The sequence below is a fragment of the Halomonas sp. AOP43-D1-4 genome, assembly GCF_052446175.1.
GTDB classification, from domain to species: domain Bacteria; phylum Pseudomonadota; class Gammaproteobacteria; order Pseudomonadales; family Halomonadaceae; genus Vreelandella; species Vreelandella citrativorans.
The window spans coordinates 184993-211338 of the sequence record NZ_JBQSVY010000001.1 but is presented as its reverse complement, the minus strand read 5'-3'; the positions used below and the strand labels follow the sequence as shown (position 1 = coordinate 211338).

Annotated in this window: 25 protein-coding genes; 20 read left to right on the top strand and 5 right to left on the bottom strand. The window is 55.5% G+C overall.

Going from position 1 to position 26346, the window contains the following annotated elements; all coding sequences use genetic code 11:
- Positions 1-13 precede the first annotated feature (13 nt).
- From dapA to ACT3RQ_RS00975, 6 genes are read left to right on the top strand one after another with little or no spacing between them, the layout of a single operon-like run.
- Positions 14-889, top strand: coding sequence for a 4-hydroxy-tetrahydrodipicolinate synthase (dapA, locus tag ACT3RQ_RS01000; protein ID WP_444638813.1), 876 nt, complete (start codon positions 14-16; stop codon positions 887-889).
- 17 nt (positions 890-906) lie between these two features.
- Positions 907-2151 (top strand): four-carbon acid sugar kinase family protein, encoded by a 1245-nt coding sequence (locus tag ACT3RQ_RS00995; RefSeq protein WP_444638814.1) that lies wholly within the window; start codon positions 907-909, stop codon positions 2149-2151.
- Between the two features lie 45 nt (positions 2152-2196).
- Complete coding sequence (gene pdxA / locus ACT3RQ_RS00990) at positions 2197-3231, top strand: 4-hydroxythreonine-4-phosphate dehydrogenase PdxA (protein WP_444638815.1); 1035 nt, start codon at positions 2197-2199, stop codon at positions 3229-3231.
- A complete protein-coding gene (locus tag ACT3RQ_RS00985) occupies positions 3231-4121 on the top strand; it encodes an NAD(P)-dependent oxidoreductase (RefSeq protein WP_444638816.1) in 891 nt (296 codons plus the stop codon). Before pdxA ends, ACT3RQ_RS00985 begins: the two co-directional genes overlap by 1 nt.
- A 25-nt stretch (positions 4122-4146) precedes the next feature.
- On the top strand, positions 4147-4917 hold the full coding sequence (locus tag ACT3RQ_RS00980; RefSeq protein WP_444638817.1) for a DeoR/GlpR family DNA-binding transcription regulator: 771 nt from the start codon (positions 4147-4149) through the stop codon (positions 4915-4917).
- Positions 4918-4947: 30 nt separating this feature from the next.
- Positions 4948-5616 (top strand): SDR family NAD(P)-dependent oxidoreductase, encoded by a 669-nt coding sequence (locus ACT3RQ_RS00975; RefSeq protein WP_444679777.1) that lies wholly within the window; start codon positions 4948-4950, stop codon positions 5614-5616.
- Positions 5617-5625: 9 nt separating this feature from the next.
- Here the strand turns inward: ACT3RQ_RS00975 and epmB are convergent, their stop codons facing one another.
- Positions 5626-6645 carry an EF-P beta-lysylation protein EpmB gene (epmB, locus tag ACT3RQ_RS00970; RefSeq protein ID WP_444679776.1) on the bottom strand — a complete coding sequence of 340 codons (1020 nt, stop codon included), beginning with the start codon at positions 6643-6645 and terminating at the stop codon, positions 5626-5628.
- 138 nt (positions 6646-6783) lie between these two features.
- Between epmB and efp the strand changes: the two genes are divergently transcribed.
- Both efp and epmA read left to right on the top strand, forming a co-directional pair.
- The gene (gene efp, locus ACT3RQ_RS00965) at positions 6784-7350 is read left to right on the top strand and encodes an elongation factor P (RefSeq protein ID WP_172116269.1); all 567 of its coding nucleotides are present in this window, start codon (positions 6784-6786) and stop codon (positions 7348-7350) included.
- 147 nt (positions 7351-7497) lie between these two features.
- Complete coding sequence (gene epmA / locus ACT3RQ_RS00960; RefSeq protein WP_444679775.1) at positions 7498-8478, top strand: EF-P lysine aminoacylase EpmA; 981 nt, start codon at positions 7498-7500, stop codon at positions 8476-8478.
- Positions 8479-8480: 2 nt separating this feature from the next.
- On the opposite strand, the gene asd is transcribed toward epmA, so the two are convergent.
- From asd to rsgA, 3 genes are read right to left on the bottom strand one after another with little or no spacing between them, the layout of a single operon-like run.
- A complete protein-coding gene (gene asd / locus ACT3RQ_RS00955; RefSeq protein WP_444679774.1) occupies positions 8481-9353 on the bottom strand; it encodes an archaetidylserine decarboxylase in 873 nt (290 codons plus the stop codon).
- A 51-nt stretch (positions 9354-9404) separates the two neighbouring features.
- Positions 9405-10247 (bottom strand): sulfurtransferase, encoded by an 843-nt coding sequence (locus ACT3RQ_RS00950; RefSeq protein ID WP_444679773.1) that lies wholly within the window; start codon positions 10245-10247, stop codon positions 9405-9407.
- Between the two features lie 17 nt (positions 10248-10264).
- On the bottom strand, positions 10265-11284 hold the full coding sequence (gene rsgA / locus ACT3RQ_RS00945) for a small ribosomal subunit biogenesis GTPase RsgA (protein WP_172116273.1): 1020 nt from the start codon (positions 11282-11284) through the stop codon (positions 10265-10267).
- Between the two features lie 88 nt (positions 11285-11372).
- On the opposite strand from rsgA, the gene orn reads away from it, so the two are divergent.
- Entirely contained in the window at positions 11373-11954 is a 582-nt protein-coding gene (orn, locus tag ACT3RQ_RS00940; protein ID WP_172116274.1) for an oligoribonuclease, read from the top strand.
- Positions 11955-11968: 14 nt separating this feature from the next.
- Here the strand turns inward: orn and queG are convergent, their stop codons facing one another.
- Positions 11969-13051 carry a tRNA epoxyqueuosine(34) reductase QueG gene (queG, locus tag ACT3RQ_RS00935; protein WP_444679772.1) on the bottom strand — a complete coding sequence of 361 codons (1083 nt, stop codon included), beginning with the start codon at positions 13049-13051 and terminating at the stop codon, positions 11969-11971.
- Positions 13052-13167: 116 nt separating this feature from the next.
- Here queG and ACT3RQ_RS00930 point away from each other — a divergent pair, with 116 nt between their 5' ends.
- The 11 genes from ACT3RQ_RS00930 to ACT3RQ_RS00880 all read left to right on the top strand — a co-directional run bounded on the left by ACT3RQ_RS00930 (position 13168) and on the right by ACT3RQ_RS00880 (position 26311).
- Positions 13168-14661, top strand: a complete 1494-nt coding sequence (locus ACT3RQ_RS00930) for an NAD(P)H-hydrate dehydratase (protein ID WP_444679771.1) — start codon at positions 13168-13170, stop codon at positions 14659-14661.
- 11 nt (positions 14662-14672) lie between these two features.
- Positions 14673-15167 carry a tRNA (adenosine(37)-N6)-threonylcarbamoyltransferase complex ATPase subunit type 1 TsaE gene (tsaE, locus tag ACT3RQ_RS00925; protein ID WP_444679770.1) on the top strand — a complete coding sequence of 165 codons (495 nt, stop codon included), beginning with the start codon at positions 14673-14675 and terminating at the stop codon, positions 15165-15167.
- Complete coding sequence (locus tag ACT3RQ_RS00920; protein ID WP_444679769.1) at positions 15161-16636, top strand: N-acetylmuramoyl-L-alanine amidase; 1476 nt, start codon at positions 15161-15163, stop codon at positions 16634-16636. Before tsaE ends, ACT3RQ_RS00920 begins: the two co-directional genes overlap by 7 nt.
- Positions 16637-16644: 8 nt before the next feature.
- Positions 16645-18576 (top strand): DNA mismatch repair endonuclease MutL, encoded by a 1932-nt coding sequence (gene mutL, locus ACT3RQ_RS00915; RefSeq protein WP_444679768.1) that lies wholly within the window; start codon positions 16645-16647, stop codon positions 18574-18576.
- 75 nt (positions 18577-18651) lie between these two features.
- A complete protein-coding gene (gene miaA / locus ACT3RQ_RS00910) occupies positions 18652-19590 on the top strand; it encodes a tRNA (adenosine(37)-N6)-dimethylallyltransferase MiaA (protein WP_444679767.1) in 939 nt (312 codons plus the stop codon).
- Positions 19591-19740: 150 nt separating this feature from the next.
- Complete coding sequence (gene hfq / locus ACT3RQ_RS00905) at positions 19741-19989, top strand: RNA chaperone Hfq (RefSeq protein WP_009099947.1); 249 nt, start codon at positions 19741-19743, stop codon at positions 19987-19989.
- A gap of 37 nt (positions 19990-20026) precedes the next feature.
- The gene (hflX, locus tag ACT3RQ_RS00900) at positions 20027-21337 is read left to right on the top strand and encodes a ribosome rescue GTPase HflX (protein WP_444679766.1); all 1311 of its coding nucleotides are present in this window, start codon (positions 20027-20029) and stop codon (positions 21335-21337) included.
- Between the two features lie 126 nt (positions 21338-21463).
- On the top strand, positions 21464-22738 hold the full coding sequence (gene hflK / locus ACT3RQ_RS00895) for an FtsH protease activity modulator HflK (RefSeq protein ID WP_192526309.1): 1275 nt from the start codon (positions 21464-21466) through the stop codon (positions 22736-22738).
- Positions 22739-23635 carry a protease modulator HflC gene (gene hflC, locus ACT3RQ_RS00890; RefSeq protein WP_172116283.1) on the top strand — a complete coding sequence of 299 codons (897 nt, stop codon included), beginning with the start codon at positions 22739-22741 and terminating at the stop codon, positions 23633-23635.
- Positions 23636-23819: 184 nt separating this feature from the next.
- Positions 23820-25013, top strand: a complete 1194-nt coding sequence (locus ACT3RQ_RS00885) for an ATP phosphoribosyltransferase regulatory subunit (protein ID WP_444679765.1) — start codon at positions 23820-23822, stop codon at positions 25011-25013.
- The gene (locus ACT3RQ_RS00880; protein WP_193053829.1) at positions 25013-26311 is read left to right on the top strand and encodes an adenylosuccinate synthase; all 1299 of its coding nucleotides are present in this window, start codon (positions 25013-25015) and stop codon (positions 26309-26311) included. The genes ACT3RQ_RS00885 and ACT3RQ_RS00880 overlap by 1 nt, the downstream gene beginning before the upstream one ends.
- Positions 26312-26346: the final 35 nt, after the last annotated feature.

The following is a 26346-nucleotide window of genomic DNA, read 5'->3' as shown; positions in this document are numbered from 1 at the left end:
GGAAACTGACGCCATGACGCTATTTAAAGGCATTATCCCCGCCTTGATTACTCCAATGAACGATCGCCAGGCAGTTGATGAAGCCGCACTGCGTACATTGGTGGATACTTTGATTGATAAGGGCGTCCATGGGCTTTTCGCGCTGGGCACTAACGGCGAGTTCTTCGCGCTAAGTGATGACGAAAAACTGAACGTCGCTAGGATAGTCGTTGAACAAGCGCAAGGGCGAGTGCCGGTTATTGCGGGGACTGGTGCGTTTACCACCCAAGGCGTGATCGACATGAACGCCAGGATGGAGCAGATTGGGGTTGATGCATGTTCGATCATTACTCCTTACTTCAACGCGGTTTCCCAGCGTGAGCTTGTCGTTCATTATTCGGCGATTGCCGAACAAGCACCGCTGCCCTTTATGCTTTACAACATTCCCGCTAAAACTGGCGGCACGATTACCATTGATACTGTGGCCGAGCTTTCGCACCTGCCCATGGTGCAAGGTATTAAAGACAGCGGCGGCGATTTTGACCGGTTGACGCAGCTGGTTGGCTTGAAGCGCGACGATTTTGCTGTTTTCACGGGTACCGACTCACTCATCCTTTGGGGCCTACTGGCGGGTGCCGATGGCGCGGTAGCGGCTACCACCAACGCAGTACCCGATGTCGTGATGACCATCTATAACGCCTTCCAGGCAGGCGACATTGAAACAGCCCGTGAAGCACAGGAAAAGCTTCGCGTGCTGCGCACGGCTTTCGGCATGGCGACTATGCCGGTGGTATTGAAAGCAGCAGCCGAGTTGATGGGCATGCCAGCAGGCCCTACACGCGCTCCCGCGCTCCCGCTAAGCGATCAACAGCGCCAGCAGCTTGATGAGTTGATGCAGGTTTATCGCTAATGCTTGAGAGGCCATCAATGTCTTTATCGGACACGGCGCGGCTTATTATTCTGGCGGATGATCTGTCAGGTGCTGCTGACTGCGCGGTGAGCTACGCCAGGAGCGGTTCAGCGACGGTTATTGAGCTTGCTCTACAAAACAACGTAGATGCGCAGGTGTTGGTTTTCGATACGGATTCTCGCCATTTGGACGCAACCGAGGCAGCTAAGCTGAATGTTGAGGCCTGGCGCGCAGTACGCCAGCCAGGTCTTCGTCTTTATAAAAAAATCGATTCAACACTTCGTGGCAACTGGGCTCAGGAAGTTGCCGCGCTGATTCCTGAGGTGGGAATGGCGGTGGTAGCTCCGGCCATGCCTGCGATGAAGCGCTTTACTCGAGACGCACGACAGTTCATTGACCATACGCCTGTCGAAGAGACACCGGTGTGGGGCAATGAGGAGCGGAGCGGCAAGGCTTCATTGAGCGATATGCTGGTCGAGGCGGAGATTAACGTCGCTCACTTGTCGCTTGCCACGCTGCGTGAGTCCTCTACGAACGTGCTACGTCAGTGGCTTTTAAAACATCAGCAAAATCAGATAGAGGCCGTGGTGTGCGACGCTGAAAGTGACGCAGACCTTGAGCATCTCGCTGAAGCAACGCATACCCTTGACCGCATCTTCTGGGTAGGCTCGGCAGGGCTTTCAACAGCGCTTTGCCCCTATCTTGGTCGTGACGCAGGTACGGCTTTAATGCCGCCCATCACGATAGAAGGGCCGGTTTTGATGGTGGTGGGGAGCATGTCGTCCGTTTCACATCGTCAGGTTGACTACCTGTTAACGAAACGTGGCAAAGCGCTTGAACACTTCCAAGTGGATATCGCCGATCTACTGACCCTCCAGGATGCGCCTTTTGCGCTAAAAAGAGCGCAACAAGCGCTTGAAGCAGGGCACGATGTACTTGTAAGTCTGACTCAGCAAGCCCCGGACCCTTCCATTGACGGTTATGCGCTGACGCAGCGTCTAGCTAGCCACTTGGGCAACCATATAAGCCTGCTTGGAGCGCTCGTCGCGACGGGTGGCGAAACAGCTAAAGCCTTGCTTAGCGCAGCCGGTATCAATCATCTGCATCTCGTTGATGAGCTTGAGCCGGGTGTTGCGCTCTCGGTTAACGGCCAAGGCATGCCGGTAGTGACCAAGGCGGGCGCCTTTGGTAGCGAGACGACGCTTTATGAGGCTTGGCGCACGCTGGTCGATAAACGTCCTTCCAGTTCATGTCGTTGTTGAGCCTTGCCAGGTTCTGCACCTAGTTACTTCGGAGTAATACTACCAATGAGCTACCTTCCTGTTGTAGGTATCACCATGGGGGATGCCGCAGGCGTCGGCCCTGAAGTCATCATGAAGGCTCTTGCCCATGAGAGCGTATACACCACCTGCCGACCACTCGTTATCGGCGACGCGGGTCGTTTGAAAAAAGCAGGACAGATTGTTGGCAGCCAGCTGACCCTGAATGTGATCGATGACGTCAGTGCGGCGAAATTTGTGCCAGGCACGCTGGACTGCATTGATCTTGGGCTGATTCCTGAAGATTTACCGTACGGACAGGTATCCCCGGTTGCCGGTGATGCAGCTTATCAGTTCATCGCGCATACCGTTGAGCTGACGCATAGGGGCGATCTTGATGCCATTTGTACAGCACCGCTAAATAAAGAGGCGCTACACGCTGGCGGGCACCTCTTTCCAGGACATACGGAGATGCTGGCGCACCTGACCGGCATCGACGAAGTTTCGATGATGCTGGTGGCGCCTAATCTTCGCGTCATTCATGTCACCACCCATATCGGCCTGCTAGACGCTATTCACCGTATTGAGCCGGGACTCGTCAAACGTACTATCGAGCGTGCCCATGAAACGCTTACCCGCGCGGGTATCGATAACCCACGCATCGGTGTTTGTGGTATTAACCCTCACGCTGGTGAGAATGGTTTGTTTGGTTATGGCGAAGAAGAAGAGAAAATTGTCCCTGCGATTGAAGAGCTCACCGCGCGTGGGTGGGATGTTCAAGGCCCGCTTCCTGCCGATACGCTGTTCTTCCGCGCTGGCAGAGGTGACTTTGACGTAGTGGTAGCGATGTATCACGACCAAGGGCATGGCCCCGTTAAGGTGATGGGGCTTGAGGCCGGCGTTAATGTGACCGTGGGATTGCCCGTTATTCGTACCTCAGTGGATCATGGCACGGCATTTGATATCGCTGGGAAGGGCGTGGCTGACGAGCGCAGCCTGCTTGAGGCGCTTAAGCAAGCCGTTGATCTCGCCAATCGTCGTGAAAAACCCGCTACATCAACCACCGTAAAGGAGAACGCATAATGAAACGTATCGGCTTTATCGGCTTGGGCCTGATGGGTGCCAACATTGCTCGTAATATCATGCAAGGTGGCTACTCAATGTCCGTTTTTGATCCGCGAGAGGACAGCATCGCGCCGCTACTGAAACAGGGGGCTCAGTCGGTGGACTCTCCCAAGGCGCTGGCAGAGTGCTCGGATATTGTGTTTATTTGTGTACCCGGCGCTCCGCAGGTCGAATCGATTGTTGAAGGTGAGCAGGGGTTGGCGTTGGGTGCTCACGAAGGGCTTGTCATTGTGGACTGTTCAACGTCCGACCCGACCCTGACGCGCCGCTTAAACGAAACGCTCGCCGCTAAGGGCGTCACTTTCATGGATGCTGCCTTGGGCGGTACGCCGACCCAAGCGGAATCAGGCGAGCTACAGGCTATCGTCGGTACTGATGATGCCACGCTTGAAGCCATACGCCCGGTGCTGGAGTGCTGGGCGGGTAAAATCCTGCACGTAGGCCCAGCAGGCGCAGGCCATACCATGAAACTGCTCAATCAATTTTTGGCCATGGGCTACGGTGCGATTTATTCTGAGGCGCTTACCATCGGCGCCAAAGCGGGCGTAACTCCTGCGGTATTTGACAGCGTTATACGCGGCAGTCGAATGGATAGTGGTTTTTATCAGACGTTCTTCCAGTACGTGCTGGAGCGCGACCGCGACGCCCACCGTTTTTCGCTGGCCAATGCTGGCAAGGATATCCGCTACGTAGCCAACCTGGCGGATGCCTTGAACGTTCAAGCGGGAGTCGCTCATGCCATTAAGGATTTATACGCAAGCGCACTGGAAGAAGGTGCTGGAGAAAGCTTTGTACCTGAGCTTTCCGATATCGTCGCTAAGCGACACGGTGTGTCCTTCTCATCGTAAAAGCGCTCTGCCTTAAGGAGTCTCAATGAAAGTCGCCAAGCGCCGCAGCGCCATGCTGGAAGCAGTCCACAATGGAATGACCGATGTGGAGACGCTTTGTGAGCGTTTTAATATCTCCGAGGCCACCGTTCGGCGAGACTTGTCATCGCTGGCCGACGAGGGGTACATCGTGCGCACCTATGGTGGTGCCGCCGCAGTGGTTGGCAAGCGTGAGCCAGAGCTTTCGCTGGTTCAGCGCCAGCACGAGCGGGGCGATGTCAAAGCGCATCTTGCGCTCGCAGCACTTGGTCATATTGAGGACGGTGATACGCTGCTGCTTGACGGTGGGTCCACCACTACGGCGCTGGCTAAGGTGTTAGGGCAGCGGCGCAGGCTTCATGTGTTTACCAATAATGTTGCTGCTCTGCCCGCTCTGGCGGCTATCAAAGACTGCAAAGTGACGCTTTTAGGTGGAGACCTGCGGGCGGCTAGTATGACGACCTACGGCGTGACGGCTCAGGCCGCTCTTGAACGCTTATCGGTAGATAAACTTTTTGTAAGTGCTGATGGTGTAGTGGCCGACTTGGGGCTGTGTGAAGCCAGCGCTGAGCAGGCTTATTTAAAAGAGATGATGATCCGACGCGCTCTGAAAGTGGTAGTGCTCGCTGACTCCAGTAAGTTGGGTAACGCACGACAACAACACTGGACGCCTATGCTAAGCCACTGGACGCTTATTACCGATGATCAGGCCGGAAGTGACAAGCTTGAAGTGTTTAAGCGTAGTCGTGCCGTCACTCTCGAAGTGGTCAACGTCTAGCCGTACAGTCAAAATTCAGGAAGTTACTCAATGCATATATTAGTGACAGGGTGCAGCTCGGGCATTGGTCTGGCGATCTGTCAGCGCTTGATTGATCAAGGGTTGGACGTGACAGGGCTTTCAAGGCGTCCACCGCCAATCGAAAGTGGACGGTTTCGGTGGGTCAGCGCCGACTTGGGCGCGCTTGCAACCAGTGCACTTGAGCTTGATTTATCCGTATTTGATGCTTTTGTGCACGCTGCTGGGGTCATGCATATCGGAGATATTCAGGCGTATGAGCAGACGCAGGCACAAGAAATGTGGCGACTTCACGTCGATGCGCCAGCGTTATTGGTTAAAAAGCTCCTTGCTGAACATGCCCCTTTAAAACGCATTATCCTGATTGGAAGCCGAACCCAGCAGGGCGCTCTGGGCAAAAGTGCTTATGCCGCATCGAAAGCAGCTCAGCAGGGGCTGATACGTTCTTGGGCAATGGAGTTGGTAGCCAAAAATACCACCGTCAACTTGGTTGCCCCAGGAGCAACGCGTACTCCCATGCTTGAAGACCCCAGTCGGGTAGGTGTGGCGCCCAAGCTCCCTCCTATGGGCCGCTTTATCGAGCCCGAGGAAATCGCCGCAAGCGTTGCGTTTTTACTCAGTGAGTCGGCATGCTCCATCACTGGACAGACGCTGACGGTCTGTGCGGGCGCCTCGCTTTAAGCATACCCCTCACAGCGGCGTTTTACTCGCCTCCCCGGGTACTTCGCGCACTAGTCGGGGCATCAGAAAACCGGGTAGGTGCTCACGTAGTTGGGTGATGAGCGCACGTGCTTCATCATCCGGTACATCAAAATGAGCGGCGCCCTGCACCGGGTCTAATACATGCAGGTAGTAGGGCAGGATGCCTGCCTCAAAAAGCCGCTCTGAAAGGACGGTGAGTGTGCCTACCTCGTCGTTAACGCCGCGCAGCAGTACGCTTTGATTAAGCAGTGTGGCACCGGCTTCTTTTAATCGGGTGCAGGCCCCAACGACGGCTTGGTCTAGCTCGTTGGCATGATTGATATGCAGTACCACGACTTTTTGCAGCCGGGTATTGCCCAGCCAGGCAAGTAGCGTGTCATCGATACGATCAGGAATCACCACGGGTAAGCGTGTGTGAATGCGCAGCCGCTTAAGATAAGGGATTTTTTCCAGCTCGCCGACTAGCCAGGCTAGCTGACGGTCGTTGGCGGCCAGCGGGTCGCCGCCGGAAAGAATGGCTTCATGAATGGTGGGGCTACTACGCAGGTAATCAAGCGCATCTTGCCACTGGGCGCGGGAAGGTGAATTATCGCTGTAGGGAAAGTGGCGACGAAAACAGTAGCGGCAGTTAATTGCGCAGTTTGGGCTTGCGATTAATAGCACCCGACCGGCGTATTTGTGAATCAACCCTTTGGCAGGGCGATGATCAGCCTCTTCAAGAGGGTCAAGCACGTAACCACTAGGCGTGAGCGCCTCGTCGCTGACGGGCAGCACTTGGCGCAGCAGCGGGTCGGACGTATCGCCGTAAGTAATGCGTGACAAATAGGCCTCGGGCACACAGGTTTCAAACAGCCTATGCCCGGTATGTGCGCCAGAGAGCCATTCACTCTTTAGTCCAAGCCGCTTGCAAAGCTCTTGTGGGTCACGAATGGCGCTGGAAAGCTGCTGTTGCCACGTGGGGCTTGAGGCTTCGTTGAATCGCTCGTGATTATCCGAGGCAACGATCATAATGTTCTCCTGCAAAAAGCCCTCCTTCGGGTTATCATGCGCGCACTTATTTGACGATGCTATCCACGCTGCGGCGACGTAGGCTATCTTGCATCGCTCACTGTAATAGCTAACTGAAATAGATCACAGAGAGGCAACATGGCTAACTATTCTACCAATGAATTCAAAGGCGGTTTAAAAGTAATGCTCGACGGTGATCCTTGCTCAATCGTTGAGAACGAATTGGTCAAGCCCGGCAAGGGCCAGGCGTTTAACCGCGTTAAGCTGCGTAACCTGATGACCGGCCGTGTAGGTGAGCGTACCTTTAAATCGGGTGATTCACTGGAAGGTGCCGATGTCATGGACCTGGAGATGGAGTACCTCTACACCGACGGTGACATGTGGCACTTTATGAAAACGGACGGCTCTTTTGAGCAGTACGCCGTAGAGAAAAAAGCGTTGGGCGATACTGTCAAATGGCTCAAAGAGCAGGTGCCATATACGCTGACACTGTGGAACGACAAGGCAATTTCGGTGACGCCGCCCAACTTCATTGAGCTTGAAGTGGTCGAGACTGACCCAGGCCTGAAGGGCGATACGGCGCAGGGCGGCTCTAAACCCGCAACGCTCTCTTCAGGTGCTGTTGTTCGTGTACCTCTGTTTATCAACCAGGGCGAAGTGCTCAAAATCGATACGCGCTCCGGCGAGTACGTTTCTCGCGCTTGATAAGTACGTTTTTAAGCCAAGTATTAAGTGAGTAGTTAAGTGCTTAGCCAAGTGGATAAAGCGGTAGGCTTTATTACGCACTTGGCGGCATTTGTTCTACCTTAGAGCCACGCATTTGCGTGGCTTTATTTTATTCAAGGAGCGGTGATGGCCATTGAGTGGCGACCAAATGCGCAAATTGAAACGCTGCGCGAGCGAGCACGTCTGCTTTCAAAAGTACGAGCATTTTTTTCCCAACGTGACGTGCTGGAAGTTGAAACGCCTGTGCTTGGACAGGGTGGAAGTACCGATGTGCACCTGGTGTCACTTGCGACTCAAGCGCGCACTGATAAAGGTCAGCGACGGTTATGGCTGCAAACCTCACCTGAATTTCATATGAAGCGTTTAGTGGCCGCAGGCAGTGGGCCCATTTTTCAGCTGGCGCGAAGTTTTCGTGATGGTGAAGTGGGTTCGCGCCACAACATCGAATTCACGATGCTTGAATGGTACCGGCCAGGGTTTTCGCTTGGCGAACTGATCGACGAGACCGCCACGCTGGTGGCCACGCTGTTACCTGCTTTTGCCGGGCCGGTAGTGCACTATCGTTATCGCGAGCTGTTTCATACTTGCTTGGCTGTCGACCCCTTCACAACGTCACTTGATAAGCTACGCGCGCTGGCCGCTGAGCGAGGCCGGATGCCTACCGGGGCGTTGGTGAACGAGGGCCGGGATACCTGCCTCGACCTTTTGATGAGCATGGTGATTGAGCCCACGTTGGGCCAGAACGAATTAAGCGTGGTAACGGACTATCCCGCCAGCCAGGCAGCGCTTGCCCGCCGACACCAGGATGTGGATGGAGAGTGGGTCGCATCACGTTTTGAGCTTTACCTGAGCGGTATTGAGCTGGCCAATGGGTATCACGAGCTAACCGATGCCACGGAGCAGCGCACTCGCTTTAGCGACGACAACGCTGAACGGCGACGTCTGGGGCTACCCGAGGTCGATGTTGATGAGCGTTTGCTGGCAGCGCTTGAGCATGGCATGCCCGAATGTGCGGGCGTAGCGCTGGGAATTGACCGTTTAATTCAATTGGCATTGGGTAAAGCACGCCTTGAAGACGTGCTTACCTTTTCGACGCCTAATTGCTAACGCTAAGCGATAGGCGGGGCTGGCGGAAAATCACCGAGGGTTTGGCCCATTTGCACCATGGCTTCTGGCCGATAATCCTCACGCGTTGCTGGATTGCTAAACGTAACCGGCTTGGCAAAACACATCACAACGGTAGAGCCGAGCTTGAATAGCCCCATTTCCTCGCCGCGCTCAAGGGTGATGGTGTTGTCAAAACGTGTGCGTTGAGGCATGCCCGCCAGCGGTGTAACTTGCCCAGACCACACGGTTTCAATGGCGGCAACCACCATCGCGCCGACCAATACCATGGCAAATGGGCCGAGCTCTGAATCAAAAATGCATACCAAGCGTTCGTTGCGTGCAAACAGGTTAGGCACGTAGCTCGCGGTGGCTTTATTCACCGAGAAAATTCGCCCAGGCACATAAATCATTTCTCGCAGCGTGCCGGTCATGGGCATATGTACACGGTGATAGTCACGTGGCGAGAGGTAAACGGTCGCGAAACTGCCGCCCATAAACTCTTCTGCAAGCGCGGCATCCCCGCCCAGTAACGACTGCGCCGAATAGGTGTGGCCCTTGGCTTGAACCAGCTGGCCCGCCTGCAAGCGGCCATGGCGCGAAAGCGAGCCATCGGCCGGGCTTAAAATGCCTTGCCCCAATGGGCGAGCATCCGCTTTTAGAGCGCGGGTAAAGAACGCATTAAAATTGGCGTATGCCGTTGGGTCCGGCTCAAGTGCCTGGCTCATGTCGACGTTAAACCGCTTGATAAAGGCCTTGATCAGCATGTTTTTCAGCCAAGGCGCCTCGCTCTGCGCAAACGTGCCGGTCAGACGCGAGATAGCATGATGAGGAAGCGGGTACTGGAGTAACGAGAAAGCTTTTTGAGGTAGCGTCACATTAATTACTTTTAGCAGTGGTTAAACGTCGTGCCAGCCAAGCCGGTTACGTTACTTTTCGATCGGCGTATCGTCGCGGTTGCCCCATTCGCCCCAGGAGCCCGCATAGCCGCGTATATTAAACCCTAGCGCTTTACCCACCAGCCAGGTAAAGCTGCTGCGGTGGTGGCTCTGGCAGTGGGTGGCTACTTCCATATCGGGCGTTAGGCCCATGGCCCCAAGCTCGGTTATAAGCTCGGCGTAGTCGCGAATACGCAGGGCGCGGGTCCGGTCCATGGCGTTTAGCCAATCCATATTGACCGCACCTGGAATGTGGCCAAGATGCTTATTATTGCCTTTCTCGCCGTCATATTCGCCCTTGGAGCGCGCATCCCAGACTGCAAACTGCTTGTCACCCAGCTTGGCTTTAATCTCATCACAGGTGATGAGCGCCTGCGGGTTTAAAATTTGTGCATGGTATTCGCTAGGTGAGGGACGGGTTTGCTCCGTGCTTTCGGGCATAGCGGCATCACGCCAGGCATGAATGCCGCCATTTAAATAGGAGTAGCGGGTGTGGCCAATCAGCTCCAGCGTCCATAAAAGGCGTGCTGCCCAGCCGCCGCCTTCGTCATCATAGGCTACAACGTGGGTGTCGCGAGTAAGCCCCAATGCGCTGAATAGTTGCGATAAGAAGCCTACATCGGGAACGTCATTGGGCACCGGGCCTTCGCCGCGCATCAGGTAGCGAAAATCCAGATATACTGCGCCCGGCACATGCCCCTGGCGGTAGTTATCCGGATTCACCGGCACATCAATGATCAAAAGCGCTGGTTGATCCAGGTGGCTCTGTAACTGTTCTGGCTCAACGATCAGCGGTAGAAGATTTGACTCTGACGATGGGTGCTCGGTGCTCATGGTTAGCTCCTTTAAAATCAAGCGTCTAAACTATCGAGAATCCGGCGATAGCTGGCAAAACGTTCCGGGTGAATCTTGCCTTCCTCAACCGCTTCAAGTAAAGCGCAGCCTGGCTCCTCCCGATGACGACAATCACGAAAACGGCAGTAGCCAAGGAAAGGGCGGAACTCGATAAAGCCGTCGGTCACGTCCTGTTCGGTCAAATGAATTAGGCCAAATTCCCGAATGCCGGGAGAGTCGATCAGCTCGCCATCGGTGACTTCATCGCGGTTCATGGTATAAAGCCGCGCGGTAGTCGTAGTGTGCGTGCCCTTGCGTGAATCTTCGGAAAGCGCGCCGATACGCAGTGACTCATCGGGCAGCAGCAGGTCAATTAGCGATGATTTACCCACGCCGCTTTGGCCTACAAACACCGAGGTGCGACCCTCAAGTTGCTGGCGTAAAGGGGCAAGCCCTTCTTCATTGGCTGTAGTGGTGCGCACCACCGGGTAGCCTAGCGCACGGTAGCGTTCTAGTAGCTTGCCAAGCTCGCCGCCATCGTCTGGCAGCAGGTCGATTTTGTTGAGTACCAGAACAGGCGCGATAGCGGTGGCTTCAGCGGCGACCAGATAGCGGTCAATCAAATTAGGGTGCGGCGCCGGCTCAACGGCAAAAACGATTAAAATCTGGTCGATATTGGCGGCGACCGGCTTAAGTTGGCCACGCGCATCAGGGCGCTTGAGCACGCTGTCGCGCTCTTCGCGGGCCACAACAACGCCGGAGCCCTCCTGGCCTGCCCGCCAGATTACTCGGTCACCGGTCACCATGCCGTCCAGATTAGCACGTAGATGGCAGCGTACCGGTGTGCCCTCGGCATTACGTACTTCCAGCGTTCGCCCGAAATGCGCCATCACCCGGCCGGGCTGTTCGGCGCCGTATTCGCCTGCCGCCAACTTTTCTGCGTCGCGCACATCACGCTTTTCAGCGCGGCTAGCACGCTCTGCCTGGACTTTGTCGACTCGCCACTGCTGCTGGCGGCTTAATTTACGTTTGCTCATGACCACTCGATGCTCGGTACAATAGGGGATAGTGTACCTGTTAACTGACGCCGGGTAACTCGACCCGTTGGCTATCCTGGAGAAAAGCATGAGCAATAGTAATGAACCGCGCAGTGATCTGCTGGTCTGGATCGACCTGGAAATGACCGGCCTTGATCCTGATAAAGAGCGCATTATCGAAGTGGCAACGCTCGTTACCGATGCGGATTTAAACGTCGTGGCGGAAGGCCCGGTAATTGCTGTTAAGCAGCCTGATAGTCTGTTGGCACAAATGGATGACTGGAACCAGAAGACCCACGGCGAGTCCGGCTTGGTCGCGCGCGTAAAAGCCAGCCAGAACGATACGGCCAGTGCTGAGCAGCAGACACTGGAATTTTTGCGTCAGTACGTGGTGGCAGGCTCGTCGCCCATGTGCGGTAATAGCATCCATCAGGACCGACGCTTTTTGGAGCGTGAGATGCCAGCGCTGTGGCGTTTCTTCCACTACCGTAACCTGGATGTCTCAAGCGTTAAGGAGCTTGCCAAGCGCTGGAACCCGGGCGCACTGGCAGGCTTTAGCAAGCGCAACGTGCACTTGGCAATGGATGATATCAAAGAGTCGATTGCTGAACTTGCCCACTACCGCAATACCTTTTTGCGCGTGGCAGGCGGGCAGGACGAAGAAGAGTAAGCCTCGGTTGAACGTTAGCTTGTCGCAATGCGTGCATCGCGCTTGAGGCGCTGTTCATCAAGCGCCCAGGCAATGTGTTCACGTACCAGAGCGCTGGGGTAAGCGCGCCGTGCCCACAGCGCGGCTTCAACCGCCTCACTCCACGGCGCGTTGCCCAGGCCAATGGCAATATTGCGTAGCCAGCGTTCGTAGCCGATACGTCGAATGGGGCTGCCGGCGGTTTTGTCCAAAAATGCCTCTTCGCTCCAGCCAAACAGGCTGAGCAGGGAGGCGCGGTCCAGGTCGTGGCGGGGGGCAAAATCTTGCTCGTTACTCACGCGGGTGAAGCGTGTGAACGGGCATACCAGTTGGCAGTCGTCGCAGCCATATACGCGGTTGCCCATGGCGCGGCGAAACTCAACCGGGATCGCTCCGTGTAGCTCAATCGTTAAATAGGAGATGCACTTGCGCGAATCCACCACTTTGTCGTCAACAATCGCCCCTGTTGGACAGGCGGTCTGACAAGCATCGCAGCTGCCGCAATGCTCACGCTCGTAGGGCGGGTCAACGGGGAGGGGCAGGTCGGTATAAAGCTCACCCAAAAAGAACAGTGAGCCTGCTTTTGGGTTGAGCAGCATGGCGTTTTTACCGAACCAGCCAAGGCCTGCCTTTTGCGCCAGGGCGCGCTCCATTACCGGGGCAGAATCGACAAAGGCACGGTAGCCAAAAGGGCCTACTTCCTGTTCGATTTTTTTACCCAGCTGAGCCAGGCGCTTACGTATTAGCTTGTGGTAGTCACGGCCCAATGCATAGCGTGATACATAGGCTTTTTGCGGCTGACCCAGCAGCCGAGTCGTTTCAACTTCGGGAGGTAAATAATCCATACGCACGCTGATGATTCGCAGCGTGCCCGGTTCAAGCTCGGCCGGGCGTGTACGTTTGGTGCCGTGCTTGTCCATAAAGCTCATCTCACCGTGATAACCTTTTTCAAGCCATGCGTTGAGATGCTGCTCGTGCGTATCGAGCTGCGTATCGGTAATACCTACCTGCTGAAAGCCCAGCTCGCGGCCCCAGGTTTTGATGAGGTCAGCAAGATGGGCCAGTTGTTCAGTGGTCATGGCATGGCTTGAAAGTGAAGAAGCTGTGGAACAGGGCATTATCAGTCTACGGTCGAGCATTAGTCGCGCTATGCTAACGCAATTGGTCGCCATCACAACATGCGAAAGGAGATATCGTGTCCACCTTAAGTACTTCCTCGCTGCGCCCGCTATTCAAAGCGGAGCAGGTACGTGAACTGGACCGCCGTACCATTGCCGGTGGTATCGAAGGGTTTGCCCTAATGCAGCGGGCAGCGTCCAGTGCCTGGCATAGCTTTCGCGCGCGCTGGCCCCATGCGCGTAGCGTAACGGTGCTATGTGGTGGGGGAAATAACGCTGGCGATGGTCATGTGCTGGCAGCGCTTGCCATTCAGTCAGGGCTTAAAGTGCAACGTATTACGCTAAAGCCGTTGGATGCTCTGAAAGGTGATGTCGCCAGGGCTGCCGAACTTGCAACCTCAGCCGGTGTTTCCTGCGAAGCGTGGCATGCCGATTGTGTGTTCTCGGGCGAGGTGATTGTTGATGCTCTGGTTGGTATCGGTCTTACCGGCAAGGTGACAGGGGCAACGCAACAGGCGATTAAGGCAATCAACGCCGCTAAACGTCCCGTGCTGGCGATCGATATACCCTCTGGGTTAGCCGCGGATACGGGCGCGGTTCTTGGTGATGCTGTTCACGCTAATACTACCGTCACGTTTATTGGCGATAAAATAGGGCTACATACCGGCGAAGCGCCTGCCTATACGGGGGAGATTGATTTTCGCCCCCTGGGCGTTAAAGCGCAGGCCTTTTTTGATATTCCTCCTTGTGCATGGCGGCTGGACGAAGGCTGGTTAACAGACGCCTTTGCGCCGCGCTCCCGTACCAGCCATAAAGGCGATATGGGGCATGTGCTGGTCTTGGGCGGTGCTCCGGGGTTTGGTGGTGCAGCGCTGTTGGCTTCCCAAGCGGCGGTACGCTTAGGCGCTGGCAAAGTAAGCCTGGCAACCGCGCCAGAGCATACCATCGCCAGTTTGATGCGTTGCCCGGAAGTAATGGCGCACGGTGTACGCGGCGGCGCTGATTTAAACGAGCTTCCGCAAAAAGCCGATGTTCTGGTGGTGGGGCCGGGGATGGGGCAAGCCGCTTGGGGGCAGGCTGTGTTGCAGCACGCGCTGGCATCGGGCTCTCCGCTGGTCGTCGATGCCGATGGGCTTAATTTACTCGCCAGCCACTGGCCGAGCGAGCGCCGTGATAACTGGATATTAACGCCGCACCCTGGCGAAGCTGCCCGGCTGCTTGAGTGTAGCGTCACCGATGTGCAGGCTGACCGGCCTGCCGCTGCGCGTGAGCTACAGCGTAGACGAGGAGGCGTTGTTGTTCTAAAAGGCTCGGGGAGCTTGATTGCCGGGCCCGGTGGCTTGGTCGTATGTCCTTACGGAAACCCCGGTATGGCCAGTGGTGGAATGGGTGACGTGCTCAGCGGTATGCTCGGCGCCTTGGTCGCCCAGCGAGCAGAGATAGAGAGTAGCGCCTGGTTAGGCGTTATGGTGCATGCGCTAGCCGCCGACCGCGCCGCAGAGGCACAAGGAGAACGTGGCTTGCTGGCAAGTGATCTGGCATCCTATGCGCGAGTATTGATCAACCCGTGAAGGCAGCCCACATGCAGGTGCAATTGGAAAATGAAGAAGCGCAGGTCGCTTTTGGTGAAGCGCTGGGAAGTGCATTGCAGGGGCGTGGGCGTGTTTACCTGGAAGGTGACCTGGGCGCCGGTAAAACGACATTAACACGTGGAGTTTTAAGGGCCTATGGGCATCTGGGGGCAGTCAAAAGCCCTACCTATACCCTCGTGGAGCCTTATGAGCTGGGCACACAGCGCATTTATCATTTAGATCTCTACCGTTTATCTGACCCTGAGGAGCTTGAGTTTATCGGCGGTCGTGATGTGCTGACGGACGACGCTCTATGTATTATTGAGTGGCCAAGTCGCGGCGAGGGATGGCTGCCAGCTCCCGATATTTTCTTATCACTTACGGTAGCGGGTGCAGAGCGCGAGGCGACGTTGAACGCACTCAGTGAGTATGGTGAGTGCGTCCTTAATGGGCTGCAGTCAAGACAATCGTTTAAGCAGTCAGAAGACGGTGCCACTTCATGGTAACTAGCAACGAATTCACCGGCCTGGCCCGGTATCTCATGCCTGGGCTGATGGCGCTAATGGCGAGCGTTTCTTCTGTACAGGCCGCTGATGTTGAAAGCATGCGGTTATGGGCCGCCCCCGACCACGCACGACTGGTATTTGATCTTTCCGGCGTCACTCAGGCGAATGTTTTTTCCCTGTCGGACCCCGAGCGCTTGGTGATTGATTTGGAGGAGAGCCAGCTAAAAACGGATGCCTCCACATTGCCGCTAGATGGCAGCGCGATTGAGGTTGTACGGACCGGGCCGCGAGATGGGGGCGGTTTGCGCGTGGTGCTGGAACTCAATCGCTTAGTGGAACCGCGCCACTTTGTGTTGCCGCCTAATGACCAATATGGTCACCGCTTGGTGGTAGACCTTGAGTATCCCGGCGAGAGTGCCGTTGAAAACCCGATTGATCCGATAGAAGCGATGATTCGTGATCAGGAAATGCTGGCGCAGCGAGGCGATGTTCAGGCTCAATTGCCGGATAACCAGGCGTCGCCTGGAACGCAAAGCCCTGAGCCGGCCGAAGTTCAGCCCGCCCAGCCGCACCCCCAACGTGATGTTATTATTGCCATTGATGCTGGCCACGGTGGTGAAGATCCGGGTGCTATTGGCCCTGGCGGTACGCGAGAAAAAGACGTCGTGCTGGATATCGGGCGGCGGTTGGCTGCCAAAATCAATGCCACGCCGGGCTATAAAGCGGTGCTTATTCGTGATGGCGATTATTACATAGGCTTGCGGCAACGTACCCAGCTTGCCCGTGAGCAAAAGGCCGATTTCTTTGTGTCGGTTCACGCCGATGCATTTAACAGTCCGCGCCCCGAGGGCAGCTCGGTATACGCGCTTTCGCAGCGTGGCGCTACGTCAGAAACAGCCCAGTGGCTTGCCGACAGCGAAAACCGCGCTGACCTGATTGGCGGGGTGGATGGCAACCTTTCGCTGCGTGATAAGGATCAAGTGCTCCGCGGCGTTTTGCTTGATTTAACCATGACCGCCACGCTGAACGATTCGCTGTCTATTGGCGGGCAGGTGCTTGAGCAGTTGGGGCGGATTAATCGGTTGCACAAATCCCGCGTTGAGCAGGCCGGCTTTATGGTACTTAAATCGCCTGATATTCCTTCGCTATTGGTTGAGGTTGGCTTTATTTCCAACCCCAGTGAAGAGCGTCGACTGCGTGATCCTGTTCATCAGCAGGGGCTTGCGGATGCTATTTTTTCCGGGTTAAACGCGCATTTTGAACGTAACCCGCCACCGGCGAGCCTGCTTGCCTGGCAGCGCGATAATCATCGCCAGCCTACGGGGAATGAGTACCGTATTCAGTCAGGCGATACGCTCTCTTCGATTGCGCTGCGCCACGGTGTGCCAGTGGGCCAGCTGCGCCAAGCTAATGATTTGAATGGCGACGTTATTCGCGTGGGCCAAGTGTTACGTATTCCCAACTCTTGAGGTGTCTGGTGTCCGAGTCGAGTTCTTTGCCATCACGTATTCATGTACTCGACCCCCGCTTGGCCAACCAAATCGCCGCGGGGGAGGTTGTCGAACGTCCATCGTCGGTAACCAAGGAGCTGGTGGAAAATGCCATTGATGCGGGAAGTCAGCGCATTGAGGTTGAGATCGAACAGGGCGGTGCGCGATTAATTAAAGTACGCGATGACGGCATCGGTATTAGTGAGCAGGACTTGCCGCTGGCGCTTGCACGTCATGCCACCAGTAAAATCGGAAGCCTTGAGGACCTGGAGGGCGTCGGTTCTCTGGGGTTTCGTGGCGAGGCGCTGGCCTCAATAAGCTCTGTCTCTCGGTTGGAGCTTGTTTCCAATGCGGAAGAAGACCCGCGAACCGGCTGGCGAGTGGTGGCCGAAGGGCGAGGGATGGAGGCGCGAGTAACGCCTGCACCACACCCACGAGGCACCAGCGTTGCGGTGCGTGATTTGTTCTTCAATACGCCTGCGCGGCGCAAGTTCTTACGTACTGAAAAGACCGAGTTTGCCCACGTGGAAGAGGCCTTTCGGCGTCAGGCACTGTCGCGTTACGACATCACGTGGGTGCTCCGTCATAACCAGAAGGTAGTCCACCAGCTACCTGCTGGGCATACGGCGGTGGCTCAGGAGCGGCGTATCGCCTCGCTGCTGGGTAAGAATTTTATTGAGCATGCACGCTATATTGAGCGCGAAGCTGGTGGTCTGCGCCTAAGCGGTTGGGTGGGCTTGCCCACACATTCACGCTCTCAGGCCGATCAGCAGTACTTTTTTGTTAACGGGCGTGTGGTGCGTGACCGCCTGGTGGCCCATGCCGTGCGCCAAGCCTACCGGGACGTGCTCTATAACGGCCGCCATCCTGTGTTTGTACTCTACCTGACACTGGACCCTGATGTGGTCGACGTGAATGTTCATCCCACCAAGCATGAAGTGCGCTTTCGTGATGGGCGCATGGTGCATGATTTTCTCTACTCAAGTCTACACCACTGCCTGGCGACGTCTAAGCCAGCGCAAGAAAGTGATGGCGATGCCAGTGATGTCTCGGAGCATTCAGCAGAAGGCGTGAATGGTGCCGCTGCCGAACCTGAACAGGCCGATTCTACCCGGTGGCAGCAGCAGGGCATGGCGCTTTCTCAAGCGCCTGACCGTCACCCGGGGGCTGAAAAAGTACGCCGCTTTATGCAGGGCTACCAAGCCTTGCACCCTAATCATGAGGATACGCTGCTTACGCCGCAGCCGCCGGGTGCATGGGCTGGCGGTCACGAGTCTGTTAGCGAGGTGCGCGAAGCACCTGCGGTAATGCCTGAAAGTGACCCGACCAGTGCGCCGCCGCTAGGCTTTGCCTTGGGGCAACTGCATGGGATTTATATTCTTGCGCAAAATGCCCAAGGGCTCGTGCTGGTGGATATGCACGCCGCCCATGAGCGCATTGTCTACGAGCGGATGAAAAATCAGCTGGCAGCCGCTAGTGGCATTGATACACAGCCGCTGTTGGTGCCCGTGTCGCTTGCTGCCAGCCGCACGGAAGTGGCAACGGCAGAAAGCGAACAGAAAGCCATTTCTCAATTGGGGATTGAGCTGGATGTTGCAGGGCCGGAAACGCTGCTGGTGCGCCAGTTGCCTGCGCTTTTGGCCCAGGCTGACCCGGAAGCACTGGTGCGTGAAATGCTTGAAGAGCTTGCCCGTTTTGGGCGCTCCCATCAGGTAGAAACGCGTATTCATGAGCTGCTTTCCACTATGGCATGCCACGGTAGCGTGCGCGCGAATCGACGGCTAACCATTGAAGAGATGAATGGACTGCTGCGCGACATGGAGCGCACCGAGCGTAGCGATCAGTGCAACCATGGTCGGCCTACCTGGACACAAATGAACCTAAAAGCGCTTGATCGGTTGTTTTTGCGCGGACAGTAGCTGTGCTGCCAGATGTTGCCAAGTGGCGGCTGGCTGAATTAATCCCTGTTATTTTTTGGCGGAGTTTGCCACGGTATGGCTGATACACGCCCTTGGGCGATTTTTTTAATGGGTCCCACAGCGGCCGGAAAAACCGATACGGCAATCGCGCTGCACGAGCGGCTAGGGCATGAGCTAATCAGTGTTGATTCCGCAATGGTCTACCGCGGTATGAATATTGGTAGTGCTAAGCCCAGTGCTGCTGAGCTTGCCCGTGCACCCCATCGGTTAATAGATCTGCGTGATCCTGCAGAGCCCTATTCAGCCGCTGATTTTCGAGAAGATGCGCTTAGTGAGATGCGGCAAATCAGCGCAGCGGGCAAGGTGCCACTGCTCGTGGGCGGCACCATGCTGTACTACAAGCGCCTGGTAGAAGGGGTCGCAAATATGCCTGCGGCGGACCCCGCTATTCGCGAGCAGCTAGCCAAACAGCGTGAAAGTGAAGGCCTGGAGTCGCTGCATAAAAAACTGATGGATGTGGATCCTGTGTCGGCGCAGCGCATCCATCCCAATGATCCTCAACGCTTAATGCGCGCACTCGAAGTTTATTACGCCAGTGGGCGCTCAATGAGTGAACTGTGGGGTGAGCAGCAGCCAGTGCCTTTCCCTTGGCGCGTGCTATCCATTGCGTTGGCGCCAGACGACAGACGTGTTTTACACGCACGTATTGAAAAACGTTTTGCCGCTATGCTTGAAGAGGGCTTGATAGATGAGGTAGCCGCCCTCAAAAAGCGTAGTGACCTGCATCTGGAACTGCCCGCCATGAAAAGCGTGGGTTATCGTCAGGTGTGGGAGTATCTGAACGGTGAGTACGACTATGCTGTCTTAAAGGAGCGCGGCGTAATTGCTACTCGCCAGCTCGCCAAGCGTCAGCTAACCTGGTTAAGAAGCTGGTCTAATCTTACCTGGATTGATTCACAGCAGTTGGACGTGGTGGATAAGACGCTGAAATTCGTGCGTGAAAGCGGTGCTTAGCGTAAGATAGTGGTTTCGTGAGCGTGTGTTTTTGAGTAGCCGAAGGGCGCTTTCAACCACACGGGCCTTTCGGGCAAATAGATTGCGGCGTAGCACCAGTAGGGCACGCCATTTAACAACCAACCCCAACGACAGTTTAGGGAGAGCAACATGTCCAAAGGGCAGTCCCTTCAAGATCCTTACTTGAATATTTTGCGCAAAGAGCGCATTCCGGTCTCCATCTTTTTGGTAAATGGCATTAAGCTTCAAGGCCAGATCGAATCGTTTGACCAGTTTGTTATTCTGCTGCGTAACACCGTTAGTCAGATGGTTTATAAACATGCTATTTCCACGGTGGTGCCTTCGCGTAATGTGCGTTTGCCGGCACAAGACCCGGCCGCGCCTGATGCGGATATTTAACACCGCTGGATGAGCAATAGAGTCCTCGAGGTATTGATTGTTTTTTGAACGCCCAGAAGCCGGTGAAACGGCAGTTCTTGTCCACGTTGATTTTCATGACGAACAAGCACGTGAAGACCCGGGTGAGTTCTTAGAGCTCGTGCGCTCTGCAGGTGCAGAGCCCGCGACGCTGCTCACCGCTAGTCGTCAGCGCCCTGATTCACGAACCTTTGTGGGTTCGGGAAAGCTGGAAGAGTTGCGAGCGATGCTCGCGGCTCATGAGGCGGAGCTGGTGATCTTCAATCATAGTTTAAGTCCTTCCCAACAGCGCAACCTTGAGAAAGAACTCAAGTGCCGAGTCCTTGACCGTACGGGTCTGATTCTCGATATTTTTGCGCAACGGGCACGAACCCATGAGGGTAAGCTGCAGGTCGAGCTTGCTCAGCTAGAGTATATGTCTACTCGCCTTGTGCATGGGTGGACGCACCTTGAGCGCCAAAAAGGCGGGATTGGCTTGCGTGGGCCCGGCGAAACGCAGCTGGAAACCGACCGCCGTTTATTAAGAGGGCGTATTAAGTCAATCAATAAGCGATTGGATAAAGTGCGTAGCCAGCGTGAGCAGAACCGCCGCGCCCGTGCACGTGCGGAAATCCACAGTGTGTCGCTGGTCGGGTATACCAACGCAGGCAAATCGACGTTGTTTAATACGTTAACCAATGCCGATGTGTATGCCGCTGACCAATTGTTTGCAACACTGGACCCGACACTGAGGCGCCTTGAGATCGAAGACGTGGGCCCGGTGGTGATGGCGGATACAGTAGGGTTTATCCGGCATTTGCCCCATAAGCTTGTTGAGGCGTTCCAGGCGACGCTTCAGGAGGCAGCGGAAGCCACCTTGCTTGTGCATGTGATTGATGCAGCCGACCCTGATCGCGAGCTAAACGTTGACCAGGTAGAGCACGTATTGAAAGAGATTGGCGCCGATAGTGTGCCGGTTCTCAAGGTAATGAATAAAATCGACAAGCTTGATAGCGCGCCGCGTATTGAGCGTGATGGGCATGGCGTGCCTGAAGTGGTGTGGTTGTCTGCTCAACAAGGCCAAGGTCTTGAGCTACTTCATGAAGCGCTGACTGAGCGCTTGGCTGGCGATGTCATCGGATTTTCGCTGACACTGACGCCAGAACAGGGCAAGCTGCGGGCAGGACTTCATGAGCTAAACGCCGTGCGTCAGGAAGCATTTGATGAGCAGGGGCGCTCTGTATTGGATGTTCGACTACCGCGTCGCGACTTTAACCAATTAATGGCGCAGCTGGGTGAGCGTGCTAACACCTATTTGCCTGTAGCATTACGTGAAGTTGACGAGTGGTAGGTCCTTGCTTTTCTACTCGTGTAAGGGATGGTAATAACAGTTTGATATAGCAATAATTTCAATAAAGCGCATGGAGCTTGCCGAAGGCATGCCATGCGCAGATGAGCACCTTAGTGGAGACGAAGTATGGCCTGGAATGAGCCTGGTGGTGGCAACCAGCACGACCCATGGAGTGGTGGTGGTCGACGGGGTGGCAACGACGGTGATAACCGTGGTGGCAACGACGGCGGTAATCGGGGCGGGAATAATGGGGGTAATAACCAAGGCCCTCCTGACCTTGATGAAGCGCTCAAGAAGTTTCAAGACAAGCTGAACGGCATGCTGGGCGGCGGCAGTAAAAAAGGCAACGGAAATAAGCGGAACAGTGGAAGCGGTGGTGGTAAGCCACGTAATACGCTTGCATTGCCGGGCCTTTTAGTTGTAGTTGCGCTAGCGATTTGGGCAGCCTCCGGCTTCTATCTGGTGGATCAGTCTGAGCGTGGCGTTGTTTTACGTTTTGGTGAGTACCAGAGCGTTGTTGGGCCGGGCCTTCACTGGAATCCGCCGTTGATTGACGATGTCCGCATGGTGAATGTCACGCGTGTTCGCTCTGTGTCACAAACCCAGGCGATGCTGACGCGCGATGAGAACATCGTGGAAGTGGAAATATCGGCGCAGTACCAGGTCGCAAATCCGCAAGATTTTGTTCTCAATGTGCGTGATCCTGCACTGTCCATGGAAAATGCGCTTGATTCTGCTTTGCGTCACGTTGTAGGTGGCACAGACATGATCGATATCCTGACCTCAGGGCGTGAAATCCTGGGCAGCTCGGTCGCTAGCCGCTTGCAGTCCTATCTTGATGCGTATGGAGCGGGTATCCGTTTACAAACCATTAACATTGAGTCGACTTCCGCGCCTGCGCCGGTTATCGACGCATTCGATGACGTAATTCGTGCTCGCGAAGACCGCCAGCGTACCATTAACGAAGGCATGGCTTACGCTAACGCCATTATCCCGGCCGCTCAGGGCCAAGCCCAACGCGTGGTTGAGCAAGGCCAAGGGTATCGTGAGTCGGTCGTGGCTGAAGCTCAGGGTCAAGCGAATCGCTTCAATGCCTTGTTAACAGAGTACCAAAATGCGCCAGAGGTAATGCGTGAGCGGATGTACCTGGATACGCTTGAAAGCGTCTACGGCGGTACGCCCAAGGTGCTCATGGATGTAAGCGAAAATGCACCGCTAATGTATCTGCCGCTTGATCAAATGCGTGGCAATAGCGGGCGCAGCAATAGCGCATCAAGCGCTAATGACAGTGGCTCAGGCAGTGAGGAGTTGGATCCGCGTGTTGTAGAAAGTTTACGTGGAAGCCAAACGACGAATTCTTCATCTTCAAGTAGTAGCTCTATTCGCAGGGAGGGCCGGTAAATGATTAATAATCGATCCCTGCTGATCGTTGGTGGCTTGGCTGTTGTCGCGTGGTTGGCAAGTAATTCGCTGTATGTTGTTGATGAGACACAGCGTGCCGTAAAACTGCGCTTTGGTGAGGTTATTGAAGAGAATATTCAGCCTGGCCTGCATGTCAAAATACCGGTTGCTCAAACGATCCGTAAGTTTGATACGCGCCTGCTGACGCTGGATACCGATACCAGTCGTTATCTGACGCTTGAGCAAAAAGCAGTTATCGTCGACTCCTACGTTAAATGGCAGGTGGTTAATCCTACCCGCTACTACGAGGCAACGGCAGGCGATGAAATGATGGCGATCCGCCTTATTCAGCCACGTGTTGACGAGAGCTTACGTAACGAGTTTGGCCGTCTTAATCTGCAGGAAATCATTGCCGAGCGCCGTGATGACCTGATGATTGGCCCTACCGAAGAGCTGGATAGCCTGATGCGTGATGAGCTGGGTGTCGCTATCCGCGATATTCGCATCAAGCGTATTGATTTACCTGAAGACGTATCAGCGGCAGTCTTTGAGCGGATGCGCTCTGAGCGTGAGCGCGAAGCCCGCGAATGGCGTGCCCAGGGGCAGGAAGAAGCTGAGCGTATTCGCGCTAATGCTGACCGTCGTCGCCACGTACTTATCGCTCAGGCAAATGAGCGTGCAGAGACGCTGCGCGGTGAAGGTGATGCACAGGCGGCCAGTATCTTTTCTGAAGCGTATGGCCAGGATCAGGAGTTTTTCTCCTTTTGGCGTAGCTTGAATGCTTACCGCGACAGCTTCTCGGGCGACGGTGATATGCTGGTATTAGACCCCAGCAGCGACTTTTTCCGTTACCTGCGCAGTGCTAATCCTAACGGGCAAGCAGGCGGAGAAGAGTAAGTTGGCATAGGGGTGAATTTTGCCATGAAGCAGAACGCATGGCGGGGTTCATCCCTTGAGCAAACGTGGTAGACTTAATTGAACCGGGCGTCGCCCGGTTTTTTTGTGGCCCTCATTTAACGTTAATGCGTCAAGCGCGTATTCATCGACTCCAGGGCCTTCATCGTCTTGCAGGATTGTTTACATGACCATCGCTGACCGCTGGCTGTTGCCCGACGGCATGGATGAGGTGCTACCGCCTCAGGCAAGCCGCATGGAAGAGCTGCGCCGCGCGCTGCTTGATCTTTATCATTGCTGGGGCTATGACCAGGTCATGCCACCACCGGTGGAGTTTCTAGACTCCTTGTTGACCGGTACCGGTACTGACCTTGATCTGCAAACCTTTAAGCTAACAGACCAATTAACCGGCCGTATGATGGGCGCCTCGGCAGATGTTACGCCGCAGGTGGCGCGTATGGATGCCCACTCGCTCAAACGCCAAGGGCCCGTTCGGTTGTGCTACTGCACGAACGTACTGCGCGCTAAAGCTGATCAGCATCAAGGCGGACGCAGCCCTGTTCAGGTCGGCGTCGAGCTGTTTGGCCATGCTGGGTTAGAGGCCGATAGTGAAATCATTCATTTGGCGCTCGCCAGTTTAAAAGCCGCAGGCGCAGGTGAAATACATCTGGCTCTTGGGCACATCGGCATTTATCGTAGTTTGGTAGACGCTGCCGCGCTTAATAATGAGCAAGAGAGCACGCTGTTTGAGGTACTGGCACTCAAGTCGCCGGGACAATTGGCGGAGCAAGTTAACGCAAGCGTCAGCGACCCGGTACTGGCCGATATGTTTATGGCGCTAGGTGAGTTGCACGGCGACGCCAGTATACTTGAGCAAGCACGCGAGCGCTTTGCAGGTGCCCCGGCTTCTGTAACCGCCGCGCTTGATCAGTTAAGTGCGCTGTATCAGGGCGTGTTGGCTCGCTTTGACGTGTCGCTCTATTTTGATCTTGCCGAGTTGCGTGGGTATCAATACCACACAGGCATGATGTTTGCCGCTTATGTGCCAGGTTACGGCCATGCGCTTGCAAAGGGTGGTCGCTATGATGATACGGGGCGCGCCTTTGGGCGTGCACGTCCAGCTACTGGCTTTTCGATGGATTTAAAGCAGCTGGCATCATTGGCCTTGGCATCGCCAGGCAACGGCGCCATTTGGGCACCTGCCCAAGAGGAAGAGTCTCTCAACGCTGCCATAGTTGCACTGCGAGAGCAGGGAGAACGCGTTATTCAAGCGCTGCCTGGGCAGCGTACTGGGCCGGCGGAGCACAAGTGTGACCGCCGTCTTGAGTTTATCGATGGCTGTTGGCAGACAACGGCCCTGACACAAGAGACGAGTGCATAATGGGTAAGAATGTCGTAGTCCTGGGCACCCAATGGGGTGATGAAGGCAAAGGCAAGATTGTTGACCTGCTCACCGAGTCAGCGGCGGCGGTAGTGCGTTTCCAGGGTGGCCATAATGCGGGCCACACGCTGGTAATCGACGGTGAAAAAACGGTGCTTCATCTCATTCCGTCGGGTGTCCTGCGTCCGGGTAAAACCTGCGTAATCGGCAACGGGGTGGTGCTTTCGCCTGAAGCGCTGATCAAAGAGATCCGCGAGCTTGAAGATAAAGGTGTACCGGTGCGTGAGCGCCTGCGCCTTTCACCCGCCTGCCCGCTGATTTTGCCTTACCACGTGCGCCTTGATCAGGCCCGCGAAAAAGCCCGTGGCGTTGCCAAGATTGGCACAACGGGTCGAGGCATTGGTCCGGCTTACGAAGATAAAGTGGCACGCCGTGGCTTGCGCTTGGGCGATATGCTTCATCGGGAACGGTTTGCCTCCAAGCTGGGCGAAGTGCTGGATTACCACAACTTCGTATTGGTTAACTACCACGGTGAACCCGCCGTCGACTTCCAGGAAGTGCTGGACAGCGCCATGCAAATGGCTGATGAGCTTCGTCCGATGGTATGCGATACCGTGAGCATGGTTCACGACCTGCGCAAGGCGGGTGAGAATATTCTGTTTGAGGGCGCCCAAGGCTCGCTACTGGATATCGACCACGGCACGTACCCGTTTGTTACCAGCTCCAACACCACGGCTGGCGGCACGGCCACGGGGTCTGGTGTCGGCCCGCTTTACCTGGATTACGTGCTGGGTATTACCAAAGCGTATACCACGCGCGTGGGCTCGGGGCCGTTCCCTACTGAGCTGTTCGACGACCATGGCCGTCACCTGGCTGAGCGTGGCCACGAATTTGGCGCCACCACGGGTCGTCCACGCCGTTGCGGTTGGTTTGATGCTGTGGCCCTGCGTCATGCGGTACAAATTAACTCAATATCCGGCATCTGCCTGACCAAGCTTGACGTGCTCGATGGTCTGGAAAATATTCGGGTGTGCGTGGGCTATCGCAGTAAAGATGGTGACGTGCTGGACAACCCGGTTGATTCTGAAGGCTACGAAGCCATAGAGCCGCTTTATCAGGATTTACCAGGCTGGAAAGAGTCGACGCTGGGTGCTAAAAACGTCGACGACTTGCCGGCCAATGCCCGCGCTTACATCAGTTTCCTGGAAGAGCAAGTGGGCACCAGTATTGATATTATTTCAACGGGTCCAGACCGTGTTGAAACCATCGTACTGCGCAATCCGTTTGACGGCGAATAATCCGCTGTCGTCGAATAACACTCGCTGAGAATATC